The organism is Myxococcales bacterium (genome assembly GCA_016703425.1).
In the GTDB taxonomy this organism is placed as follows: Bacteria; Myxococcota_A; Polyangia; order Polyangiales; family Polyangiaceae; genus JADJCA01.
The window spans coordinates 909,419-926,228 of sequence record JADJCA010000002.1 but is presented as its reverse complement, the minus strand read 5'-3'; the positions used below and the strand labels follow the sequence as shown (position 1 = coordinate 926,228).

Genomic DNA, 16,810 nt, shown 5'->3' with positions numbered 1-16,810 from the left:
ATCCTTGGCCAAGGTCGAACAGCCACTCTCGCCGGCGGTCAGCGCGCTAGCCCCTGGCGTGCTCGTCGGCGGCAGATTTCGACTGACCGGCATCCTCGGCGAAGGCGGGATGGCCGTCGTCGTGGCGGCGCACCACGAGGGCCTCGACATGCCGGTGGCGCTGAAGGTCATGAAGACCGAAGCGGCCATGAAGCCCGAAGTGCGCGCGCGCTTCGCGCGCGAAGCGAAGGCCGTCGCTACGCTGCGCTCGGAGCATGTGGCTCGAGTCCTCGACGTGGGCGAGACGGACGACGGACGACCCTACCTCGTCATCGAACACCTCGAGGGGCGAGACTTGGCTCGCGTTCTCGCGACCGAAGGCAGCCTGACCATCAGTCGCGCCGTCGATTTCGTCATGCAAGCCGCCGTGGGCTTGGCTGAGGCCCACGCTCGCGGCATCGTTCACCGGGACATCAAGCCGGCGAACCTGTTCGTCACCCGCGAACCGGGCTTCGAGTGCATCAAGGTGCTCGACTTCGGAATTTCGAAGGTGCTGGGCATCGGCGCGGCGAACCCCGTCATCACCACCAGCGAGCTCATGGGTTCGCCGGCGTACATGTCACCGGAGCAGCTTCGCTCCGCGGGACACGTCGACGCTCGTTCGGACCTTTGGTCGCTCGGCGCCGTGCTCTTCGAACTGCTCGCCGGGACGCCACCTTTTGGCGGCCTCAACGTCGACTTCTACAACGTCATCTCGGCGATCCTGCACGACGCCACGCCGAGTCTTCGCGATCGCCGCGGCGACGTGTCGCCGGGCCTCGCTGCGCTCGTGGCCCGTTGCCTCGAGAAGGATGCCTCGACGCGCTTCTCGAGCGCCGTTGACCTGCTCGTGGCGCTCGCTCCTTTCGGTGGACCTCGTGCCGCGGCGCTCGTGGAACGCGGAGCCGCCGCCTCGCGCCCTCAGCCAGCGCTGCCGCCGACCCCGCCCAACGGCAGCGCCACCTACGACGACCCGGCACGTCGCGTCGCGACCGACAGCACGGCGGCGACGGTCTTGCTCACGCCGCAGACCTACGTCGCGACGCCGCGAGCCCCGCTGACACCGCTGACGCCGCTCCGCGTCAGCGCGTTACGGCCCGCTCCGCTCGCTCGCTCGAAGTGCGCGTCCGGTCAGTCGCTCGCCCCCGACACCGTCAAAGCCACGCGGGAAGCGTTTGCGCGGGCACAGCCCTCGCTCGCCGGGCGACCCGTCTCGCTCGCGTTCCTCTTTGCGTCGTCGCGGCATGACATCGGGCGCGCCACGGCGGAGCTTGGCGCGCTCACCGGCGACGCGCCGGTCCTCTCGTGCACCACGGCCGGCGAGATCACCGAGCGCGGGCTCTCGCATCGCGGCCTCGCGGTCTTCCTCATCGCCTGCGAAGACATGCGGACGCTCGTGAACTTCACCGACGCCCTCGAGACCGATCTCGAACGCGCCGTGGCCGAGCTCACAGAAGGCTTCGACGCGGCGGCCCTGGCGGCTCGGCAAGACGGCTGCACCCAATCGATGACCGTGGCCCTGCTCGACGGGCTTTCGACCAACGGTGAGCCGCTCGTTGAAGGGCTTCTGGCGCACACGCGCGGCTACCAACGGCTCGTTGGAGGCGCCGCCGGCGACGACGGTGCATTTCAGAAGACACACGTGGCGGCGAAGGGGCGGAGCGCCGTCTCGGGCGCCGCGGCGGCCCATGTGTTCGCGAGCAAGCCGTGGGGCATCGGCGTCGCGCACGGGCTCTCGCCGGCGACCGATCGCATGCGGGTGACCAAAGCCCGCGGCAACCGCATCTACGAGATCGAAAAGCGGCCCGCGTTTGAGGCCTACCGCGCGTTCGCCAAGCAACGAGACGGGATCGACCTCACGCCGGAGCGTGCCGCGTCCTTCCTGGTGCAAAACGAGATGGGGGTCTACTACTTCGACAACGTGCGCCACGCGCGCGCTGCCATTCGCGTCGAGAGCGATGGCTCGCTCGTGTGCGCCGGCACCGTCCCCGAGGGCGCGAGCGTCTGCTTTCTCACGGGCGACCCGGAGTCGATGCTGCAGGCGGCTCGCGCGGCCGCGCTCGAGGCGGCCGAGCAGCTCAAGGGACAGCCGGCGGCCGGCGTTCTGGTCTTCGACTGCGTGTGTCGCGAGGCCATTCTCGGGGCTAAGTTCGAGCGAGAAATCGCCGCCATCGCCGGCGTGTTTCCCCACGTGCCCGTGGGCGGGTTCCTAACCTACGGCGAAATCGCCCGCGCCCGCGGCCGCCTCGAAGGCTGGCACAACGCGACCGTCGTCGTCGTGGCCGTGCCGGCCTAGCGCCTGCCCGCGTGCCGCGCCCCCGGTCCCGCCCGGGTGGTTTGACAGGGCGCCGCCGGCGAGCGAAAAGGAGCCCGCTCGAGGCCCTCGCGCCCCGCACCGGAACCCAGACCATGGCCGCCAGTTACTTCGACGTCGATGGCACGCTCATCCGAACGAACCTCGTTCATCCGACGCTCTTCTACTTGAAGAACCTCCGAACTCCGCTCGAGAGCCTCGGGAAGCTCGGGCGCGCTGCGCTCAAGACGCCGGAGATGATCCTCGCCGAGCTTCGTGACCGCCGACTCTTCAACGAGGTGCTCTTCTCGGCCTACGAGGGGGTGAGTCGCGATCGCGTGAAGGTCCTCTCGGAAGAGGTCTACGACAAGGTCATCAGGCCCGCGATGTTTCCCTTCGCCAAGGAGCTGGTCGCTCGCTGCCGCGCCGAAGGTCAAGACGTAGTCATCGTGTCGGGCGCGCTCGTGGAGGTCATGGAGCACCTCGCTCGGGCCCTCGGCGCGACGCACGTCATCGCCAACAACCTCGAGTTCAAGGACGGCTTTGCCACCGGACGCCTCCTGCGGCCCGTCGTCGCAGGGCCGGAAAAGGCGCGCCTCGTGCGCGAGCACGCCCGCACCCACGGCCATCAGCTCGACGACTGCTTCGCCTACTCGGACAGCTACTCGGACGTGCCCATGCTCTCCATCGTGGGGCACCCGGCGGCCGTCAACCCGGAGCCGAAGCTCGCTGATCTGGCGCGAACCTACGGGTGGCCCGTTCTGCAGCTCGAGTCGCAAGACAAGATGCCCCGGAAGGGCGCGCTGGGCGCATTTTTCGGGTAGCTCGCCCACCAATTGACTCGGTGCGGATCCCAAGGCAAATGGGCCGACCGCGATGAGCCATCCCTCCGTAGTTACGCTCGACAAGAAGAGTGCGCCCCGAACCCTCTTCGCCGGCGACATGCTCGTCGAGGTCGATCTGCCGCCGGGCACGCGCTGCATCTACCCGAAGCCGCCGCTCGCCTCGCTCAAGGATCCCGACGCTGCGATCCGCTACGCGCTGAATCACCCGCTCAATAGCGAGCCGCTCCACGCGAAGCTCCGGCCCGGCATGAAGGTCGTCATCGCCATCGACGACATCTCCTTGCCGCTGCCACCGATGCGTCGTCCCGACGTTCGCGAGCGCGTCTTGACCATCGTCCTCGAGATGCTCTCTGACCACGGTGTCGAGGACGTGGAGATGATCATCGCGACGGCGGTGCATCGCCGCATGACCGCGGCCGAGATCAAGCACGCCGTCGGCGACAAAATCTTCAACGCCTATTACCCCGACCGCCTCAAGAACCACGACGCCGAAGACCCGCACGGCATGAAGTACGTGGGCACCACGGAAGAGGGCGAGATCGTCGAGCTCAACAAGACCGCCGTCGAGTCGGACTTGCTCATTTACGTGAACTTGAACCTCGTCCCCATGGACGGGGGCCACAAGTCCGTCGCCGTCGGTCTCTGCGGGTACAAGAGCCTCCGCGCGCACCACAACCCGCGCGTCATGCGCGCTTGCCACAGCTACATGGACCCGACGCCCAAGACGAGCGCCCTCGCAGCGAGCGTCGAGCGTCAGGGACGGCTGACCAACAAGGCCCTCAACGTCTTCACCATCGAGACGACGATCAACAACCGCATGTTTGATCGACCGCTCGAGTTCTTGCATAAGAACGAAGACGACCTCACGGGCTTCGAGCGCACGGCCATGAAAGCCCTCGTGCGTACCTTGGAGCGCGTGCCCCAAGCGGCGCGCCAGGCGATCTTCGAGCGCGTCCCCGCGCCCTACGGCATGACCGGCGTCTTCGCCGGCGAGACGGAGGCGGTGCACAAGGCCACGCTCGAGAAGTGTTTCGAGCAATACGCCGTCCCCGTGAAGGGCCAGGCCGACGTCGTCGTCTCAGGCATCCCGTACATCTCGCCGTACAACGTGAACTCGTTCTTGAACCCTCTGCTCGTGCAGGTGATGGCCGAGGGGTACCTCTTCAACATGTACCGGGGGCAGCCGCTCATCAAAAAGGGCGGGACGCTCATCATCACGCACCCCTGCACCGACAAGTTCGACAAGGAGCATCACGCTCCGTACATCGAGTTCGTGCACAACCTGCTCCCCGAGACGCGCGACGCGCTCGAGCTGCACAAGCGCTACGAAGAGAAGTTCGCGACGAACCCCGCGTACATCCAGATGTACCGCACCGGCCACGCGTACCACCCGGCTCACCCGTTTTACATGTGGTACTGGGGCGAGGCCGGCCGCCAGTGGCTCGGGCAGGTCATCGTCGTCGGCGCCGACAACGAGTACATCCCCAAGATCCTCGGCTACAAAACCGCGCGCACCATGGCAGAAGCGCTGAGCATGGCGCGCGAGAAGCACGGCCCGTCACCGGAGATCACCTGCTTGCGCATCCCGCCCATCGTCATCGCTGACGTGAGCTGAGCGCCGCACGTAACGGTGCAGTCGATGCCCAAAGAGACGGCGGTGGAACAGTCTCACGCCGACGCGCGGAGCCGTCGTGATCTTTCGGTGGCGGCCGCGTCGGCGACGCTGGTGGCCGTCGGTGCCGGCGCCGCGTGGTGGTGGCTGAGGTCTTTGCCCTTCGAGCAGAAGCTCAATGACCTCGAATTCCACGTCCTCTTGGCGGGGCTCGCGCTCGGGCCACTCGTGGCGACCCTCTGGCTCGCGTGGCGGGCCACCCTCGCAAGCCAGCGTCCCATCGGTAGCCTGCTCGCGTTGTCGGCCGCGGGCGTAGTCCTGAGCGGGGTGCTCGCTTGGGGCTGGTTCGAAAGCACTCGCCAGTATCGCGAGCTTTATCGGTCGGGAAGGCAGTTTGAGGTCGGTGCTCGCGAACGGAAGTTCGACGACGAGGCCGCTTGGCTCGCGAGCATGGCCGACCAAGCGGTAGACCGCGAACAGGGCAGACTCGCGGGCGCCGATGGCAACACCTTTCGCTTCTGGACGCACGACTTGGCGACCGGTGCAGGCAGGCCGGCGCCGCCCGATCTTGCCGCTTGGCTGGGCGCCATGCCGGTTCCCGGAGGGATCGCCGCGACCAAGCTCGGCGCGTGTCACGGATGTTTCTCTGTCTTGAGCACCCGCGAGGAACTCGATGTCGAGCCCTGGCGCACCCTCGCGCTTCCAGCGCTTGCGCTCGCTCGGGTTGCCGAGCCGGGCAGACCGATCGCGCACGATCACCAGTTCCGCTACGCGAGCGTGGGCGTTGGCGCTGCGGCCGCTGCCTTCTTCGCGATGGTGAACGACCCGCTCGGCTCGGGCGAGCGCCGGGTAACGTGGATCGAGCTCTACGTGAGACCGTCGGGCGGTGAGTGGAGGGTGGCGCGGAGCGAACTACGCACCGGGCGCGTGTCCTCGCGCTAACCACGCCTCGACCAAGGTCCCGCGGGGTGGCTAACGCCGCAGGCGCCGCCCTCGTTCGCCGAGCGGCTGTGCTCGACTAGCTCTCTTGCGGGAGCGAGGGGGCAACGACCTCCGGGGCTTGCGCTCGCCTCCGGCGCAGCGCAGGCTGAGTGGCCATGCGTTCGCTCAAGGCGCGACACTTCCTCGCGGGCCTAACGGCCCTCTTTGGGTGCGTGGCGCTCGGCGTTACCTCCTCCTGCTCGAAGACGAGTGACGTCTCGTTCGTCCTCCACCTCGCGGCCGATGCGAAAGAGAGCACCCAGTGGCTCGAGCTCGGCGTCTACGCGTCGGGCTCGTGCCCGACGGTCGGCCAATTGAGCGGCGGCGTTCCGCGAGGGGGCTTGCTCCGTCGCGTGGGCTTCGAGAACGGCCAGGCGCCTCCTACGTTCGCTTTTGCGGGGGGCCAGTATTCGTTCGCCGCAACGGCTCGCAATTCGCAATGCGAGGTCGTGGCCGCAGGCTGCACGGCCATCGAGCTGCCAGGCGCGCAAGAGGTCACCGTTGATCTCAAGGCGGTGACCACGAAGGGTGGCCGGTGCACCGTCGGTTCCGCGTGCAGGGACGCGGAGTGCGTGCCGGCGCCGATGGTCGCGATGGAGGGCTGTGCCCTCGAGGTCGTCGGCGCCGGGCCCCTCGATGCGATGGTGCAGACGGGCGTCACCGTCAGTCGCCCGGCCATCGCCGCGGTGAACGACGGCTTCGTCATCGCCTACAACCAGTTCAGCGGCGACCGATACCGCATCACGACGATGAAGGTCGGTCTTCAGGGAAGTCCTGTCGAGGCCAACGAGACGACGGCGTCGCCCTTCAACGGCTACGACTTCCCCGGAGCCTGCGCCGATGACGCGAAGACCGAGGGGCTGGACCTCTCGTTCGACGCGCCCACCTCGCCGACGGGGCTCTTGATCGCGCCACGTTGGCCGAGCTGCACGGGGTCGGCATCTTTGCTGTCGATCTTTCCAACGCTCCCCGATGCTCACTTTCAATCCGGAGAGGCGAAGACGCCGCTCGTCAACACGCTCACCAAGGGCCACGTGCTCTCCAATCGCTCGCTCTCGGCGGGCGGCTACTTCACCAGCGTCATCGACGAGCAGGCGTATCTACAGGTTCTCAGCGCTGCGGGCCCATCATCGTCGACGCAGCCCGTTGGCGGGCCACCGCCACACGCGCGCTCTTGGATCGCCGCCACCTCCGAGGCCCTCGCCGTCTTGGTGCAATCGGCCGGCGACGAGTCGGCGGCAGCGGACGGGGGCGTTGCGCCCACGGGGCCAGAGCTGCGACTTGAGCTCGCTCGCCGCGACAACGTTCAAGCGCTGACCATGCAGGACGCCAAGCTCCCGGGACGCTTTGGCGCGCTCGCGATGAAGGGTGCGCGCGTCGTCGTCCTCTCGAGCGGCGGGCTCGAAGCGCCGGTGGACTACAACCTCCTGAACGTCGGTGACACGGCGTTCAAGACTGGGAGCCTCGTCGTCGGCGATACGGGGCAAGCGCTCGCCGCTGACGTCGCCGTTTCTGGCGACCGCATGATCATCGCGTCGATGTCGACGGGTGGCGTCTCGGTGACCGCCTTCGATCACTTCTCGGGCGAGCCGGTGCTCCTCAAGCAGAAGGTCTTGGCGCGCGACGCCCGCGTGAAGCCGTTCATGGGTGGCGTGTTCGATTCGCTCCGTGACGGCTACGTGAGCGTCGCCGCTGAGGGGGCGCGCGTGGCCGTCGTCTGGATGAACGGGCAACGGATCGCCCCCGGTGAGGACGTCGGCGGCTGGGCCGTCTTGGGTTGCCGCTGACGCGTTAGCGCCTCCGCTCGAGTGGGCGCGCGCCGGCCTTGGCGTCGAACCAGGCGGTCCTTTGGTGGCGCGGTAGGCCTGACGCGTAGAGGCAGTCGCGTAGGGCGTTGAGCTCGTGGGTCACGCCGTTGTGGGAGAGCGAGGTGCGGACGAAGATGGCCTCGGCGCGCACGAGCTCTTCGCGCGAGAGCGTGCCCTCGACGTTTTCGAAGGCGCACTGGACGCCGCGCCGCTCCAGCTCGGTCTTGAGCCAGCGGCTGTTGGTCTCGGTCGCACCGGCGCCGTAGTAACTCACCAGCTTGTGACGACTCTTCATCGGGCGGCCGCGCCGCTCGGAAACCCAATCGCGAAAGGCTTCGAGGTCTCCGTAGAGAGCGTCAAACAAGTAGATCTCGTTCACGTCGATGCCGCCGACGCGGGCCGCAACGGCCGCGGCGTGGTACCCGCCGGAGTGCGCGGAGAGGCACACGACACCGGGCCGCAACCGTGCGCCCAGCGACCGGTCGCCCAAGGCCGCGCGCCCTTCCGCCGATGAAAGGACGCGGGTCACGTCGTTGAGCAGACGAGCGAGGCCGCCCGGGGCCTCGAGCTTGCCCGCGGAAGAGTCGGCGGCTTCGAGCGGCCCTTGCGGCACGACCAGCACGGCGTTCTGGAGGCTATCGCTCAGTTGCTCGCGGAGCTGATGGGAAGCGAGCGCGCGCTCCGCCGTGGTGCGGTGGCCGTGGAAGTGGACGACCATCGGCGCTTGCCCGCCGCGCTCGACGCGAAAGGAGCGGGGAACGAACACGATGACGGTCCGGTCTTGGTAGGGAGCGCCGCCGTGCGGGAACGGCGCCGCTTCGAGCTCGAGGAACAGCGTGGTTCCGCGCTCGTCGCGGTGGACCGAGCGCACGGGACTGGTGCCCGCGTTTCCGCGCTCTGCGACGAGGCCCAACCCCAGCGCCAAGAGGCCCGTCAGTACCGTTCGGCGACCAAGTAGCATGTTTGAACACATCTAAGATCTGCCGAAGAATGGCCAAATTTCGCGCGTCGCGCGTCGCTCGCTTACGCCGCCCTACACATCGGTTTTATGTCGACTTTCAACGACATGCAGGCTCTCTGCGGGAACTGTCTCCGATGCACGACGGCCTCGGAGTCCTGATCCAGTGGAGCCGCGGTGCACGAGGCCACGGCGGACGGAATCGTGGTGAATTCGCGCTCGTCCGTCGCGCTCAGCGATGGACCCGTGCTTGCAGCTCTCGAGTTCTATGAACCGGGCCCTGCCTCTCCTCGCCACCCTCGTTGCAACGATGGCTGCTTGCTCCGCACCGGCGAACGCGCCGCCGCTCACCGAGCAGCCGGGCGTAACACCAACGCCAGCGCCCACGACGCCCGTCGTGGCCCCGACGCAAACGACGGATCCGACCCTGCCTCCCCTCACCGGGGACGCGGGCGTGGCGCCCACCGGTGCGTGCGCCCCCGCGGCCGCCGTCACGGCGACGCCGAAGGCGTGGAAGGCGCCGCTCGGCATTCGTCGGAACGTCTGCACGCCCACCGACGCGGCCAACATCGTCAGTTGCTTCATGAACAAGCAGAACTGCACGGTGCCGGTCAGCGCCGCGTGCCACCAATGCGCCGTATCCGCCGAGACGTCCGCTTACGCGGCGGCGCTCATCATCAACGCCACAGGCCAGGTCTCCGAGCTCAACGTCGAGGGCTGCGTCGCCGGCTTGACGAACGACCTGACGGCGACGGGGTGCGGTCCCAAGCTCGCGGCGCGCTTCGAGTGCGCGGAGCAGGCGTGCACCACATGCCAAGACCCCGCGCAACGCAACAGCTGCCTCCAAGCCGCCGATACGAGCGCATGCGCCGCGCAGAACCAAGCGGCTGCTTGTGCCACGCCGGTCCTCGACCAGTGCATTCAAGGTGCGACGCAGGTCGACGTGGCCTTCAACCTCGTGAAGGTCTTCTGCGGTCCCTGACGCGGCTCGCCAAGCCGTTCGATGAGCGGCGGTAGGTACGCGGCGCGTCAGTACCGGGTCTCCGTGCACACGCGCACGGCGTAGTGACACTGAATCGCCGGCTTGCCGCGAACAGGCTTGCCGGGGGCGCATCGCACCGTCGCGTTGTCGGACGAGAGCAGGCCTAGATCGGCCGCTTTGCGACACGCATCGAGGCACGGCATCGACAGCCAATCGTCCGCCGTTCCGAGCTCGGCCCACACGCGGGTGTCGGGGCCTGCGTCCTTCGGGATGTACGGGTAGGGAGGCTCCGCTTCGACGAGACCGCTGTCGGCTGTGAGCTCGGAGCGGGCCGCCCAGCGACCGGGCGGTACCGCGAGCGTGGCAAAGGGCTCCTTGCCGTCTTCGCACTCCGTGTCGTCGAGGACGGAGCACGCGAGCGCCGTCGAGCCCAGCGCGAGCGCCGCCAAAAACGATCGCCTCACGAAAGCGCTCCGTCGTTGTCGTCGAGCGCTCCCCCAAAGAGAGCAGCAAAGAGCGCGCGTTGTCGTTCGATGGGGGGCACCAAGCCGAGGCGGACGAGCGCGGGGCACTCGGCGAGCCCTTCGAGGAGAGCCCGTTCGGCTAGGCGCTTGGCGTGCTCGACCTCCGCGCGTGCCGCCACGTCGAGCCGTGACATCAATGCGTCGTGGAGTCTCAGCGCGAGCGCCGCGTGCCCCGTTTCGTCCGACGCGATGCGTTCGAAAGCGCGCCGCTCGACTTCGTCGGTGGCGTTCGCTGCGATCCAGGTCGCGACGGCGGCGGCGAAGAGCTCCCCCACGCAGCCCTCCGTCGCGTTGGCGCAGGCGAGCACCGCGAGCGTCATCGGCGAACGAGCGGGGACTTCTGCGGCGCACACGGGCGCTTCGCGCACACTGGACCTCGCGCTCCCTGCGCGCGCCGCGAGGCGTCGCATCGCGCGTGCGTGGCGCCGTTCGTCGTGCGCGCTACGCCGGGCGAGCGCGACGTCTTCGACGGGGAAACCGAGCCGTTCGAGGTCGCGCGCAAGCTCCAGGAACGCGGGCACCGAGGCCGCCTCGATCTCGGCCAAGTGCTCGAAGTAGCTCGCGCGATCCCCTCCAATGCGCGTCTTTGGGACGAAGCCCCCTGCCGGGCGACCCATCATGAAGCGCGGCTCGTGGCACGCGTGGCTCCGGACGTGGCATCGAACGTGGGCGGACCGCTCCTTCGAGGGCGCGTCGCTCTCGCAACGCACGAGCTCTCTCTCGGGGAAGAGCCTCGCGCACGCCTCTTCACACGGGAGCGCGAGCCACTCGTCGACCGTGCCGGCATCCTGCTCGATGCATGAGCCGCCATCGACGGGCGCTGCTCGAGCGAGAACGTCGACCTTGTGGTCATCGGTACCGGCGTCGCCTTGCGCCTCGCGCGCCGCATCCGCGGCACTGTCACCCCCCGTACCCGCGTCCGCGTGCGAGCAAGGCGCGCTCCGGGGCGGAATCGCGCGCTCGAGCGTTCGCCATTCGGTGGTGCACACTTCGGAAGCGCACCCGACGACGCTTGATGCGAGGGGGACGGTCGCGAGGAGCACGAGCCAGTGGCGGAGCTTCTCGGGCGAGATCACGCGAGCCCGAGAGCATTCGCCGTGCCTAGTGAACTCCCGCGACTTTGCAGGAAGTCGTGGCTCGCCGTGGCCGCCCGTTCACGGGCCGCACCCACGCCTGTTGCTTTGGGCAACGCCCATGCTGCCGCTCAAACAGCGTATTTCTGGAGCGGCACGAAGTTGATGCCCGACGCGGGCTCCTTCCGGAGGCGCTCCACCATGGCTTGCGTCGCGAAGATCGCTTGGGGACACTCGCTGGGGCGGAACAAGCAGGCCTCTTCGGGCCAGCCCGCCTGGAGCACGAAGTTCTGGCCGCGATCGATGCGACTCTCTTGGACGTTCAAGCAAGGCACAACCTTGAGGACGTTGACGATGAAGACGTCGGCCGTCTCGCGCCCGACGGTGGCGCGCACCGGCAAGAACTCGAGCTCGCGCTGAATCGCTTCGAGGAACGTCTTGACGCGCGGCGTGACGACGGCGGCGTGCTTGTCGTACGCCGCGAAGTCCAACCAGACGCCAGTGCCGCGGTCGAGCTTCATGTTCGCGGCGGGGTCCCACTTTTTCGCGACCGAGCGGACGCTGCCTGCGTTCTTGGGCCGCACGTAGTTCTGCACCAGCGCCGCGACCTCTTTCGGCTTCACCTTGTCGAACCAAAGAAAGTCGTGCACGCCGATGGCCGAGCCGAAGACACATCCCACGACCGGGTCGCTGGGCCACGAAAGGGTCGTCGGCGCCGGGTAGGTCGTCTTCGGTCCGCGAGGCTCGCTCGCCGTGGCGACAGTCTTCGGGCGCTTGGTCGCGGTGCCTTTGGCGCGCCCCCTTGGAGCCGCCGCGACCTTCTTCGCGAACGACTCGAAGCTCGCGCACACGCGAAGGAGCTCTCCGTCAGCGCGCACGAACACCGGCAGCGCCTTCTTCGAGACATCGATGAACATGGGGAGGTCGCCATTCAAGAAGCCAATGGCGGCGAAGCGCTCGGGGTCCCACGGTTCGTCGGTCTCGAGGACGCTCGCCGCCATCCGCCATCGGAAGTCGACCTCATGTTCGTCAGCGTCGTAGGTGTCGATGGCACCCAAAAAGGGCCGCGTGTCTTTGGCGTGGTCCGCGAGGAAGGCAGCGACCGCCGCCGGATGCTTTGCGGGCATGGGGGCAGGGTAGCCGTGGCTCACGCTCCGAGCGAGAGCCGGGAGAGGCGACGCGTCAGCCTGCTAAGAACCCACGGTCGACGGCGGCGAGCAGCGGCGGCGCAGCACTCCCGCAGTCTTCAAGACGCAAGTGTGTCTGTGGCGAGCGCGTCAACGCGGCGCGACGGTGATCTTCGTCTCCGTGGGACGGTACTTGTTGTCGGCTTCGCCTTCGACGATGCGGAGCGGGTCCGTCTGCTTCGCCGCCTCGAGGAGCTGCTTGTAGCTCGGCTGCTTGCCGGAGATGAGGCGCGAGATGAGCTTCGCTTCCGCCATGCCGCCGTAGTCGGCGTCGGCTTCCATGCCGTTGACAATGAGGTCGAGGTTCTGGGAGCCGCCCTTCAACGGGAAGTAGCCCTCGTTGTAGTAGTTGTACGAGATGCAGCCGTCGATGAACCAGAGCTGGTAGCTCGATGGGAAATCCGACGCCTGATAGTTCCGCGGGTCGAGCGGCCCGGCGCCGAGGAACGAGTGGCCGTTGTAGACGAAGACGTCGCTGTTCTTGAGGGCCCGCTGGTACGGCTCCTTCTGCTCCTCCACGCCGAAGTACGTTCGGAGCTCGATGGTGAAGTCACGCGGCGCCTCGTCGCCGATGGCGACCTTCACCTTCTTCTCGAAGGTGAGCCATTTTTGATCAAGCTTGCGGCCCGCGGCGAGCGCCAGCGCACGCTTTTGCGCGTCAGAGGTGCCGTCGGGGAACCGATCGTAGATCGCGAAGTTGATGTAGTCGCGAATCGACAGGTTCGTGTAGGTCTTCCCGGCCGTCGTCGTCACCTTCGTGATGTCGTCGGCGGGCTCAACCTTCGTGAGCGAAAACTCCGGGTGCGCCTCGAAGAGCGTGTCGAGGGCGCTCATCCACTCCCAGTAGTTGCCGTCCTTCGAAGCGTCGACCCAGTGGTGCTCGAGGCGCCCGACCAAGAAGCCCACGACGAGCTTGTTGGCTTCGATGCCGCCGCGAAAGAGACGGTCGTACTCCGGGTAGACGGCGCCCCGTTGCGCTCTCTTGTTTTCCAGCGCGACGTTGATCGGGATGTAGCGGCGGTTCGCCTGCGAGCGAGCGATCCGGACGGCCTCGCCCGCCGCCGCGGGGGCTGCTCGCGCGATGCCGGCCGCTTGCGCCGCCCGCGAGAGCGTGGCGCGGTCCGCTTCGATGACTCGTTTCTCGTCCGCGATGGCGCGCTTGCACGTCGCGAGGGTGGGGTCGAACACGTACCAGAGGTAGCCGTCGCGCGCGTCGGCGCGAGCCTCCCGGTCGTTGGCCACGCAATCGCGCGTCGGCTCTTGGTACTCGGTCTCCCAGTCGGGTCGCAACACGGCGAGACCGAACGACGTTCGCTCACCGAGCTTCTCCTCGACGAGGACTTCGTCCTTGTACGTGTAGCGAACCTCGACCTTCGCCTCGCCGGCGGCCTCAGGATGTTGGGGATCGACGACGAGGACGTTGCGCTTCTGGAACGTCGCCGGCTGCACGTTTCGCAGCTCGCGCGTTTGCGCCATCATGCCGGAGGTTCGGAGAGCACCGAAGGCGGTCTTCGTTTGGAGCTGTGCGAGGCGCACGATCTCCGTCTCCGTGGCGTCTGGTTTCGCGTAGACGACGCCCTCAAAGGAGAGCGTTCGTTCGAGGCCGGTACGACTGAGCGCACCTTCGTCAGCGTCGTCGGCGCTGCCTTCTCCACCGCAGCCGAAAAAACTCAGCGCCAGTGTGGAAACGAGGAGAGCGAAGGGGCGCATGCCCCCGTTCGAGCAATGCGCGTTCCATTGGACGTGTGCGTGATCGTGGGAGGATTGCTCGCTTGCAGAGAGCCAAACTGGATCAAGCCTGCCCCACCGTCGGTTGATCGAGATCTCGACACGCGCGGCCTTTAACGTCATTCATAGGTCCATGCGCGTGGCCTTCTCCGTCGTGAGTGCGTGTGCCTTCGCAGTTGGCTTGTCGGTTGTCGCTTGTGGTTCGAGCAACGCAGACAACGGTGACGCGGGGCCTCCCGCGGAGTTCGTCGAAGGCGGGTCCGTTGTTCCCGTCGACGGTCAGGCGATCATCGAGAAGGATCCGTTCCCCCAGTGGTGCGGCGCCGAGAACCGCTCCGCGCCGCCGCTCCCGGGCGGCACCGTCGACTGCCCCGACGACAAGAACATCCAAGGGTGCCCGTGCACGACCGTCGGCGCGACCGCGCCCTGTTGGCCCGGCAAGCGCGCGAACCGCAACCTCGGGACGTGCAAGGATGGCGTCGCCAAGTGCAACTCCCAAGGCGAGATCGGAAAGGTTTGGGGCGCGTGCGAGGGAGCCGTTCTGCCGAAGGCCGGGAGCGTTCAGGAAGCCTGCAGCTGCTTCTCCGGCGGCGAGTGGAAGATCCAAAACCTCGTACCGTGTTTCGTGCAAAGCGGAGCCAACTACTACGCGACCTCGGCCGCGTGTCCGCCCAACCCGAGCGATCCTGCGCCGCCTCCGAGCGTCCCCGCCGGCGCCTGGAGTCCCAACACGCTGAAGGTGGACTGCGAGGGGCGCTTCAAGCTTTGCTACACCATCAAGGCTGGCGACGCGAAGAACCCTCAGCCGAGCGACTGCTCCCTGTCGACGGTCTGTACGGAAGGCGACTACTTGGAGAAGAACAAGGTCCAAGCCTTCCCCGACCTTCCCGGTTGGTACAGCAACAACAGCGACTGCGTGAAGAAGATCCTTGTCGACAAGTCGCCCATCTACGGCGAGATGACCGTTATCGGCCAGAGCGTCTTTTGCGACAAGATCGAGAAGAACGGCGCTTCGTTCGTCTTCCACCGGCTCCCGTATTGCGCCCTCGACGACAAGACCTGTCAGAACAGCGGCGCCGGCCAGTTCTAAGTCGCCGGGCCGGTTAGGCGCTGCCTAGCGAAGGCCGACCCCGAGGACCCCGAGCGTCGTGCATACGATGAGCGCGCCAAGTTCGAGGCGCGTCTCGAGCTCCCGCGTGACCCTGCCGCGGAGGCGTCGACCGAGGACGTTGCCCGCGGCGAGCCCGACGAAGAGCCACGCTGACGCGCTCCAGTGTGAGGTCGTGAGCAGGCCGCCGACGCCGTAGCCGGCGACGCGGGCGACGTGCAGCACGACGGCGCAGGCGGCGCCCGTCGCGATGTAGCGGGAGCCCGTGAGGCCCAACGAGAAGAGCAGCGGCGCGACAAGGAATCCGCCGGCGCCGGCGGCCGCGGATAGACCGCCGACCAACGCCGACAGCGGAACGAACGCGCGGGGTCGCGGCGACAGGCCGACGATGCCCCGCGCACGGAGGAGCGCGAGGGAGGTGAGGGCGAGCATCGCCGCCTGGACGACGCCCTGTGGCAACCGCGAGATAGCGGAGCCGGCGAGGAGCGCCGCCGGCGCCGCGCCCGCGGCGAAGCGAAGCGCGATGCGGCCCTCGAGCTCGCGCCGGAACAGGACTGCGCGATGCGCGTTCGACAGCAGCAGCGCCGGCGCCGTGATGGCCAGCGCCTGGGTTGGGTTCGTAAGGAGGCTCAGCGAGAGGACGAGGAACAGGCCGCCGCCCATGCCCGCGACGGTGGTCAACGCCCCGCCGGCTACACCGAAGAGGGCAAAAACGGCCGTGCTCGAGGTGACGCATTCGAAGCCGAGGGAAAGCCAGGTCATGGGCGCCTCCAGGGTCTGAACGACCGCCACCAACCTTGGGGCAATTGGCGCCCTCCTTCCAATCGATTCTTCGCTCGTTTTCCATAACATAAGGTGATGCTTGAACCGCTTCGCCACTTCCTCTGCGTCGCTGAGCTCGGCACGTTCACCGCCGCCGCAAGGCACCTTCACCTGACGCAGCCGGCCCTCACGGCTTCGATCCAGCGCCTCGAACGTTCGCTCGGTGGCGCGCTCTTCATCCGGGGTCGCCGCGGGGCCGAGCTCACGGCTGCAGGGCAATCGCTCGTCCCTCACGCGCGGGGCGCGCTCGTCGCGCTAAGGGAGGGAGAGCGCGCGGTGCGCGAGGTGTTCGGCGCTCAGCGTGGCGAGGTTTGCCTCGGTGCTGGTACGACGGCCATCACGTACGTCCTCCCGAGCGCCGTGGCCGCCTTTCGCAGGAAGCACCCGACCTTGGGGCTACAGCTCGTCGAGCGAGGGCAAGACGCGCTGAAGGCCGCCGTCCTCGACGGAGCGGTGGACATGGCGGTCGTCAGCGGGCCCTTGCCCGGCGGCGAGTTCCTTTGCGACGACGAGCTCGTCCTCGTTCATGCACCCGGCCTCGACGGTCGAGGCCTGCCGTTTCTGACGTTCCCCAAAGGAACGGCGACGCGGGCGCTCGTCGATCGGCACTTCCCCGAGGCCCGCATCGTGCTCGAGCTGTCGAGCGCGTCTGCCCTGAAAGGGCAGCTCCGCGCCGGCCTCGGCGTGTCGCTCCTCAGCCGGCGAATCGTCGAGACCGATCTGTCGCTGGGACGCCTCGTGCTCCTCCGCAAGAAGCCCGCTCCGATTCGACGTCAGCTCGTCCTCGTTCACCGCGGCCTCGAGCGCCTGTCGCCGGCGGCAAAGGCGCTGCGTGCGGTCTTGCTCGCGCGCGCCGGCGCCTGACGCACCG

Annotated in this window: 14 protein-coding genes; 8 read left to right on the top strand and 6 right to left on the bottom strand. The window is 67.7% G+C overall.

Annotation, left to right across the window (positions count from 1 at the left end; translation table 11 throughout):
* The first annotated feature begins 4 nt into the window (after positions 1-4).
* From IPG50_10375 to IPG50_10355, 5 genes are all read left to right on the top strand, one after another.
* Positions 5-2,314 (top strand): protein kinase, encoded by a 2,310-nt coding sequence (locus IPG50_10375; protein MBK6692596.1) that lies wholly within the window; start codon positions 5-7, stop codon positions 2,312-2,314.
* 113 nt (positions 2,315-2,427) lie between these two features.
* A complete protein-coding gene (locus tag IPG50_10370; GenBank protein ID MBK6692595.1) occupies positions 2,428-3,135 on the top strand; it encodes an HAD-IB family hydrolase in 708 nt (235 codons plus the stop codon).
* 52 nt (positions 3,136-3,187) lie between these two features.
* The gene (locus IPG50_10365) at positions 3,188-4,771 is read left to right on the top strand and encodes a DUF2088 domain-containing protein (protein ID MBK6692594.1); all 1,584 of its coding nucleotides are present in this window, start codon (positions 3,188-3,190) and stop codon (positions 4,769-4,771) included.
* 24 nt (positions 4,772-4,795) lie between these two features.
* Positions 4,796-5,710 (top strand): hypothetical protein, encoded by a 915-nt coding sequence (locus IPG50_10360; protein MBK6692593.1) that lies wholly within the window; start codon positions 4,796-4,798, stop codon positions 5,708-5,710.
* A gap of 155 nt (positions 5,711-5,865) precedes the next feature.
* On the top strand, positions 5,866-7,536 hold the full coding sequence (locus IPG50_10355; GenBank protein ID MBK6692592.1) for a hypothetical protein: 1,671 nt from the start codon (positions 5,866-5,868) through the stop codon (positions 7,534-7,536).
* 4 nt (positions 7,537-7,540) lie between these two features.
* Here the strand turns inward: IPG50_10355 and IPG50_10350 are convergent, their stop codons facing one another.
* A complete protein-coding gene (locus IPG50_10350) occupies positions 7,541-8,530 on the bottom strand; it encodes a hypothetical protein (GenBank protein ID MBK6692591.1) in 990 nt (329 codons plus the stop codon).
* Positions 8,531-8,825: 295 nt separating this feature from the next.
* Between IPG50_10350 and IPG50_10345 the strand changes: the two genes are divergently transcribed.
* Entirely contained in the window at positions 8,826-9,497 is a 672-nt protein-coding gene (locus IPG50_10345) for a hypothetical protein (protein MBK6692590.1), read from the top strand.
* 47 nt (positions 9,498-9,544) lie between these two features.
* Here IPG50_10345 and IPG50_10340 read toward each other — a convergent pair whose 3' ends face one another.
* From IPG50_10340 to IPG50_10325, 4 genes are all read right to left on the bottom strand, one after another.
* Complete coding sequence (locus tag IPG50_10340; protein ID MBK6692589.1) at positions 9,545-9,961, bottom strand: hypothetical protein; 417 nt, start codon at positions 9,959-9,961, stop codon at positions 9,545-9,547.
* Positions 9,958-11,097, bottom strand: a complete 1,140-nt coding sequence (locus IPG50_10335; GenBank protein MBK6692588.1) for a hypothetical protein — start codon at positions 11,095-11,097, stop codon at positions 9,958-9,960. Before IPG50_10335 ends, IPG50_10340 begins: the two co-directional genes overlap by 4 nt.
* A gap of 128 nt (positions 11,098-11,225) precedes the next feature.
* The gene (locus IPG50_10330) at positions 11,226-12,221 is read right to left on the bottom strand and encodes a hypothetical protein (protein MBK6692587.1); all 996 of its coding nucleotides are present in this window, start codon (positions 12,219-12,221) and stop codon (positions 11,226-11,228) included.
* A 150-nt stretch (positions 12,222-12,371) separates the two neighbouring features.
* Positions 12,372-13,991 (bottom strand): hypothetical protein, encoded by a 1,620-nt coding sequence (locus IPG50_10325; GenBank protein MBK6692586.1) that lies wholly within the window; start codon positions 13,989-13,991, stop codon positions 12,372-12,374.
* Between the two features lie 151 nt (positions 13,992-14,142).
* On the opposite strand from IPG50_10325, the gene IPG50_10320 reads away from it, so the two are divergent.
* A complete protein-coding gene (locus IPG50_10320; GenBank protein ID MBK6692585.1) occupies positions 14,143-15,099 on the top strand; it encodes a hypothetical protein in 957 nt (318 codons plus the stop codon).
* 24 nt (positions 15,100-15,123) lie between these two features.
* Here the strand turns inward: IPG50_10320 and IPG50_10315 are convergent, their stop codons facing one another.
* Complete coding sequence (locus IPG50_10315) at positions 15,124-15,879, bottom strand: TSUP family transporter (GenBank protein ID MBK6692584.1); 756 nt, start codon at positions 15,877-15,879, stop codon at positions 15,124-15,126.
* 96 nt (positions 15,880-15,975) lie between these two features.
* Between IPG50_10315 and IPG50_10310 the strand changes: the two genes are divergently transcribed.
* Entirely contained in the window at positions 15,976-16,803 is an 828-nt protein-coding gene (locus tag IPG50_10310) for a LysR family transcriptional regulator (protein MBK6692583.1), read from the top strand.
* Positions 16,804-16,810: the final 7 nt, after the last annotated feature.

Coding starts and splice junctions, on each gene's coding strand:
- IPG50_10365 (MBK6692594.1), top strand. CDS start 3,188: ATGAGCCATCCCTCCGTAGTTACGCTCGACAAGAAGAGTGCGCCCCGA.
- IPG50_10355 (MBK6692592.1), top strand. CDS start 5,866: ATGCGTTCGCTCAAGGCGCGACACTTCCTCGCGGGCCTAACGGCCCTC.
- IPG50_10370 (MBK6692595.1), top strand. CDS start 2,428: ATGGCCGCCAGTTACTTCGACGTCGATGGCACGCTCATCCGAACGAAC.
- IPG50_10320 (MBK6692585.1), top strand. CDS start 14,143: ATGCGCGTGGCCTTCTCCGTCGTGAGTGCGTGTGCCTTCGCAGTTGGC.
- IPG50_10330 (MBK6692587.1), bottom strand. CDS start 12,221: ATGCCCGCAAAGCATCCGGCGGCGGTCGCTGCCTTCCTCGCGGACCAC.
- IPG50_10345 (MBK6692590.1), top strand. CDS start 8,826: ATGGCTGCTTGCTCCGCACCGGCGAACGCGCCGCCGCTCACCGAGCAG.
- IPG50_10350 (MBK6692591.1), bottom strand. CDS start 8,530: ATGTGTTCAAACATGCTACTTGGTCGCCGAACGGTACTGACGGGCCTC.
- IPG50_10310 (MBK6692583.1), top strand. CDS start 15,976: ATGCTTGAACCGCTTCGCCACTTCCTCTGCGTCGCTGAGCTCGGCACG.
- IPG50_10315 (MBK6692584.1), bottom strand. CDS start 15,879: ATGACCTGGCTTTCCCTCGGCTTCGAATGCGTCACCTCGAGCACGGCC.
- IPG50_10325 (MBK6692586.1), bottom strand. CDS start 13,991: ATGCGCCCCTTCGCTCTCCTCGTTTCCACACTGGCGCTGAGTTTTTTC.
- IPG50_10360 (MBK6692593.1), top strand. CDS start 4,796: ATGCCCAAAGAGACGGCGGTGGAACAGTCTCACGCCGACGCGCGGAGC.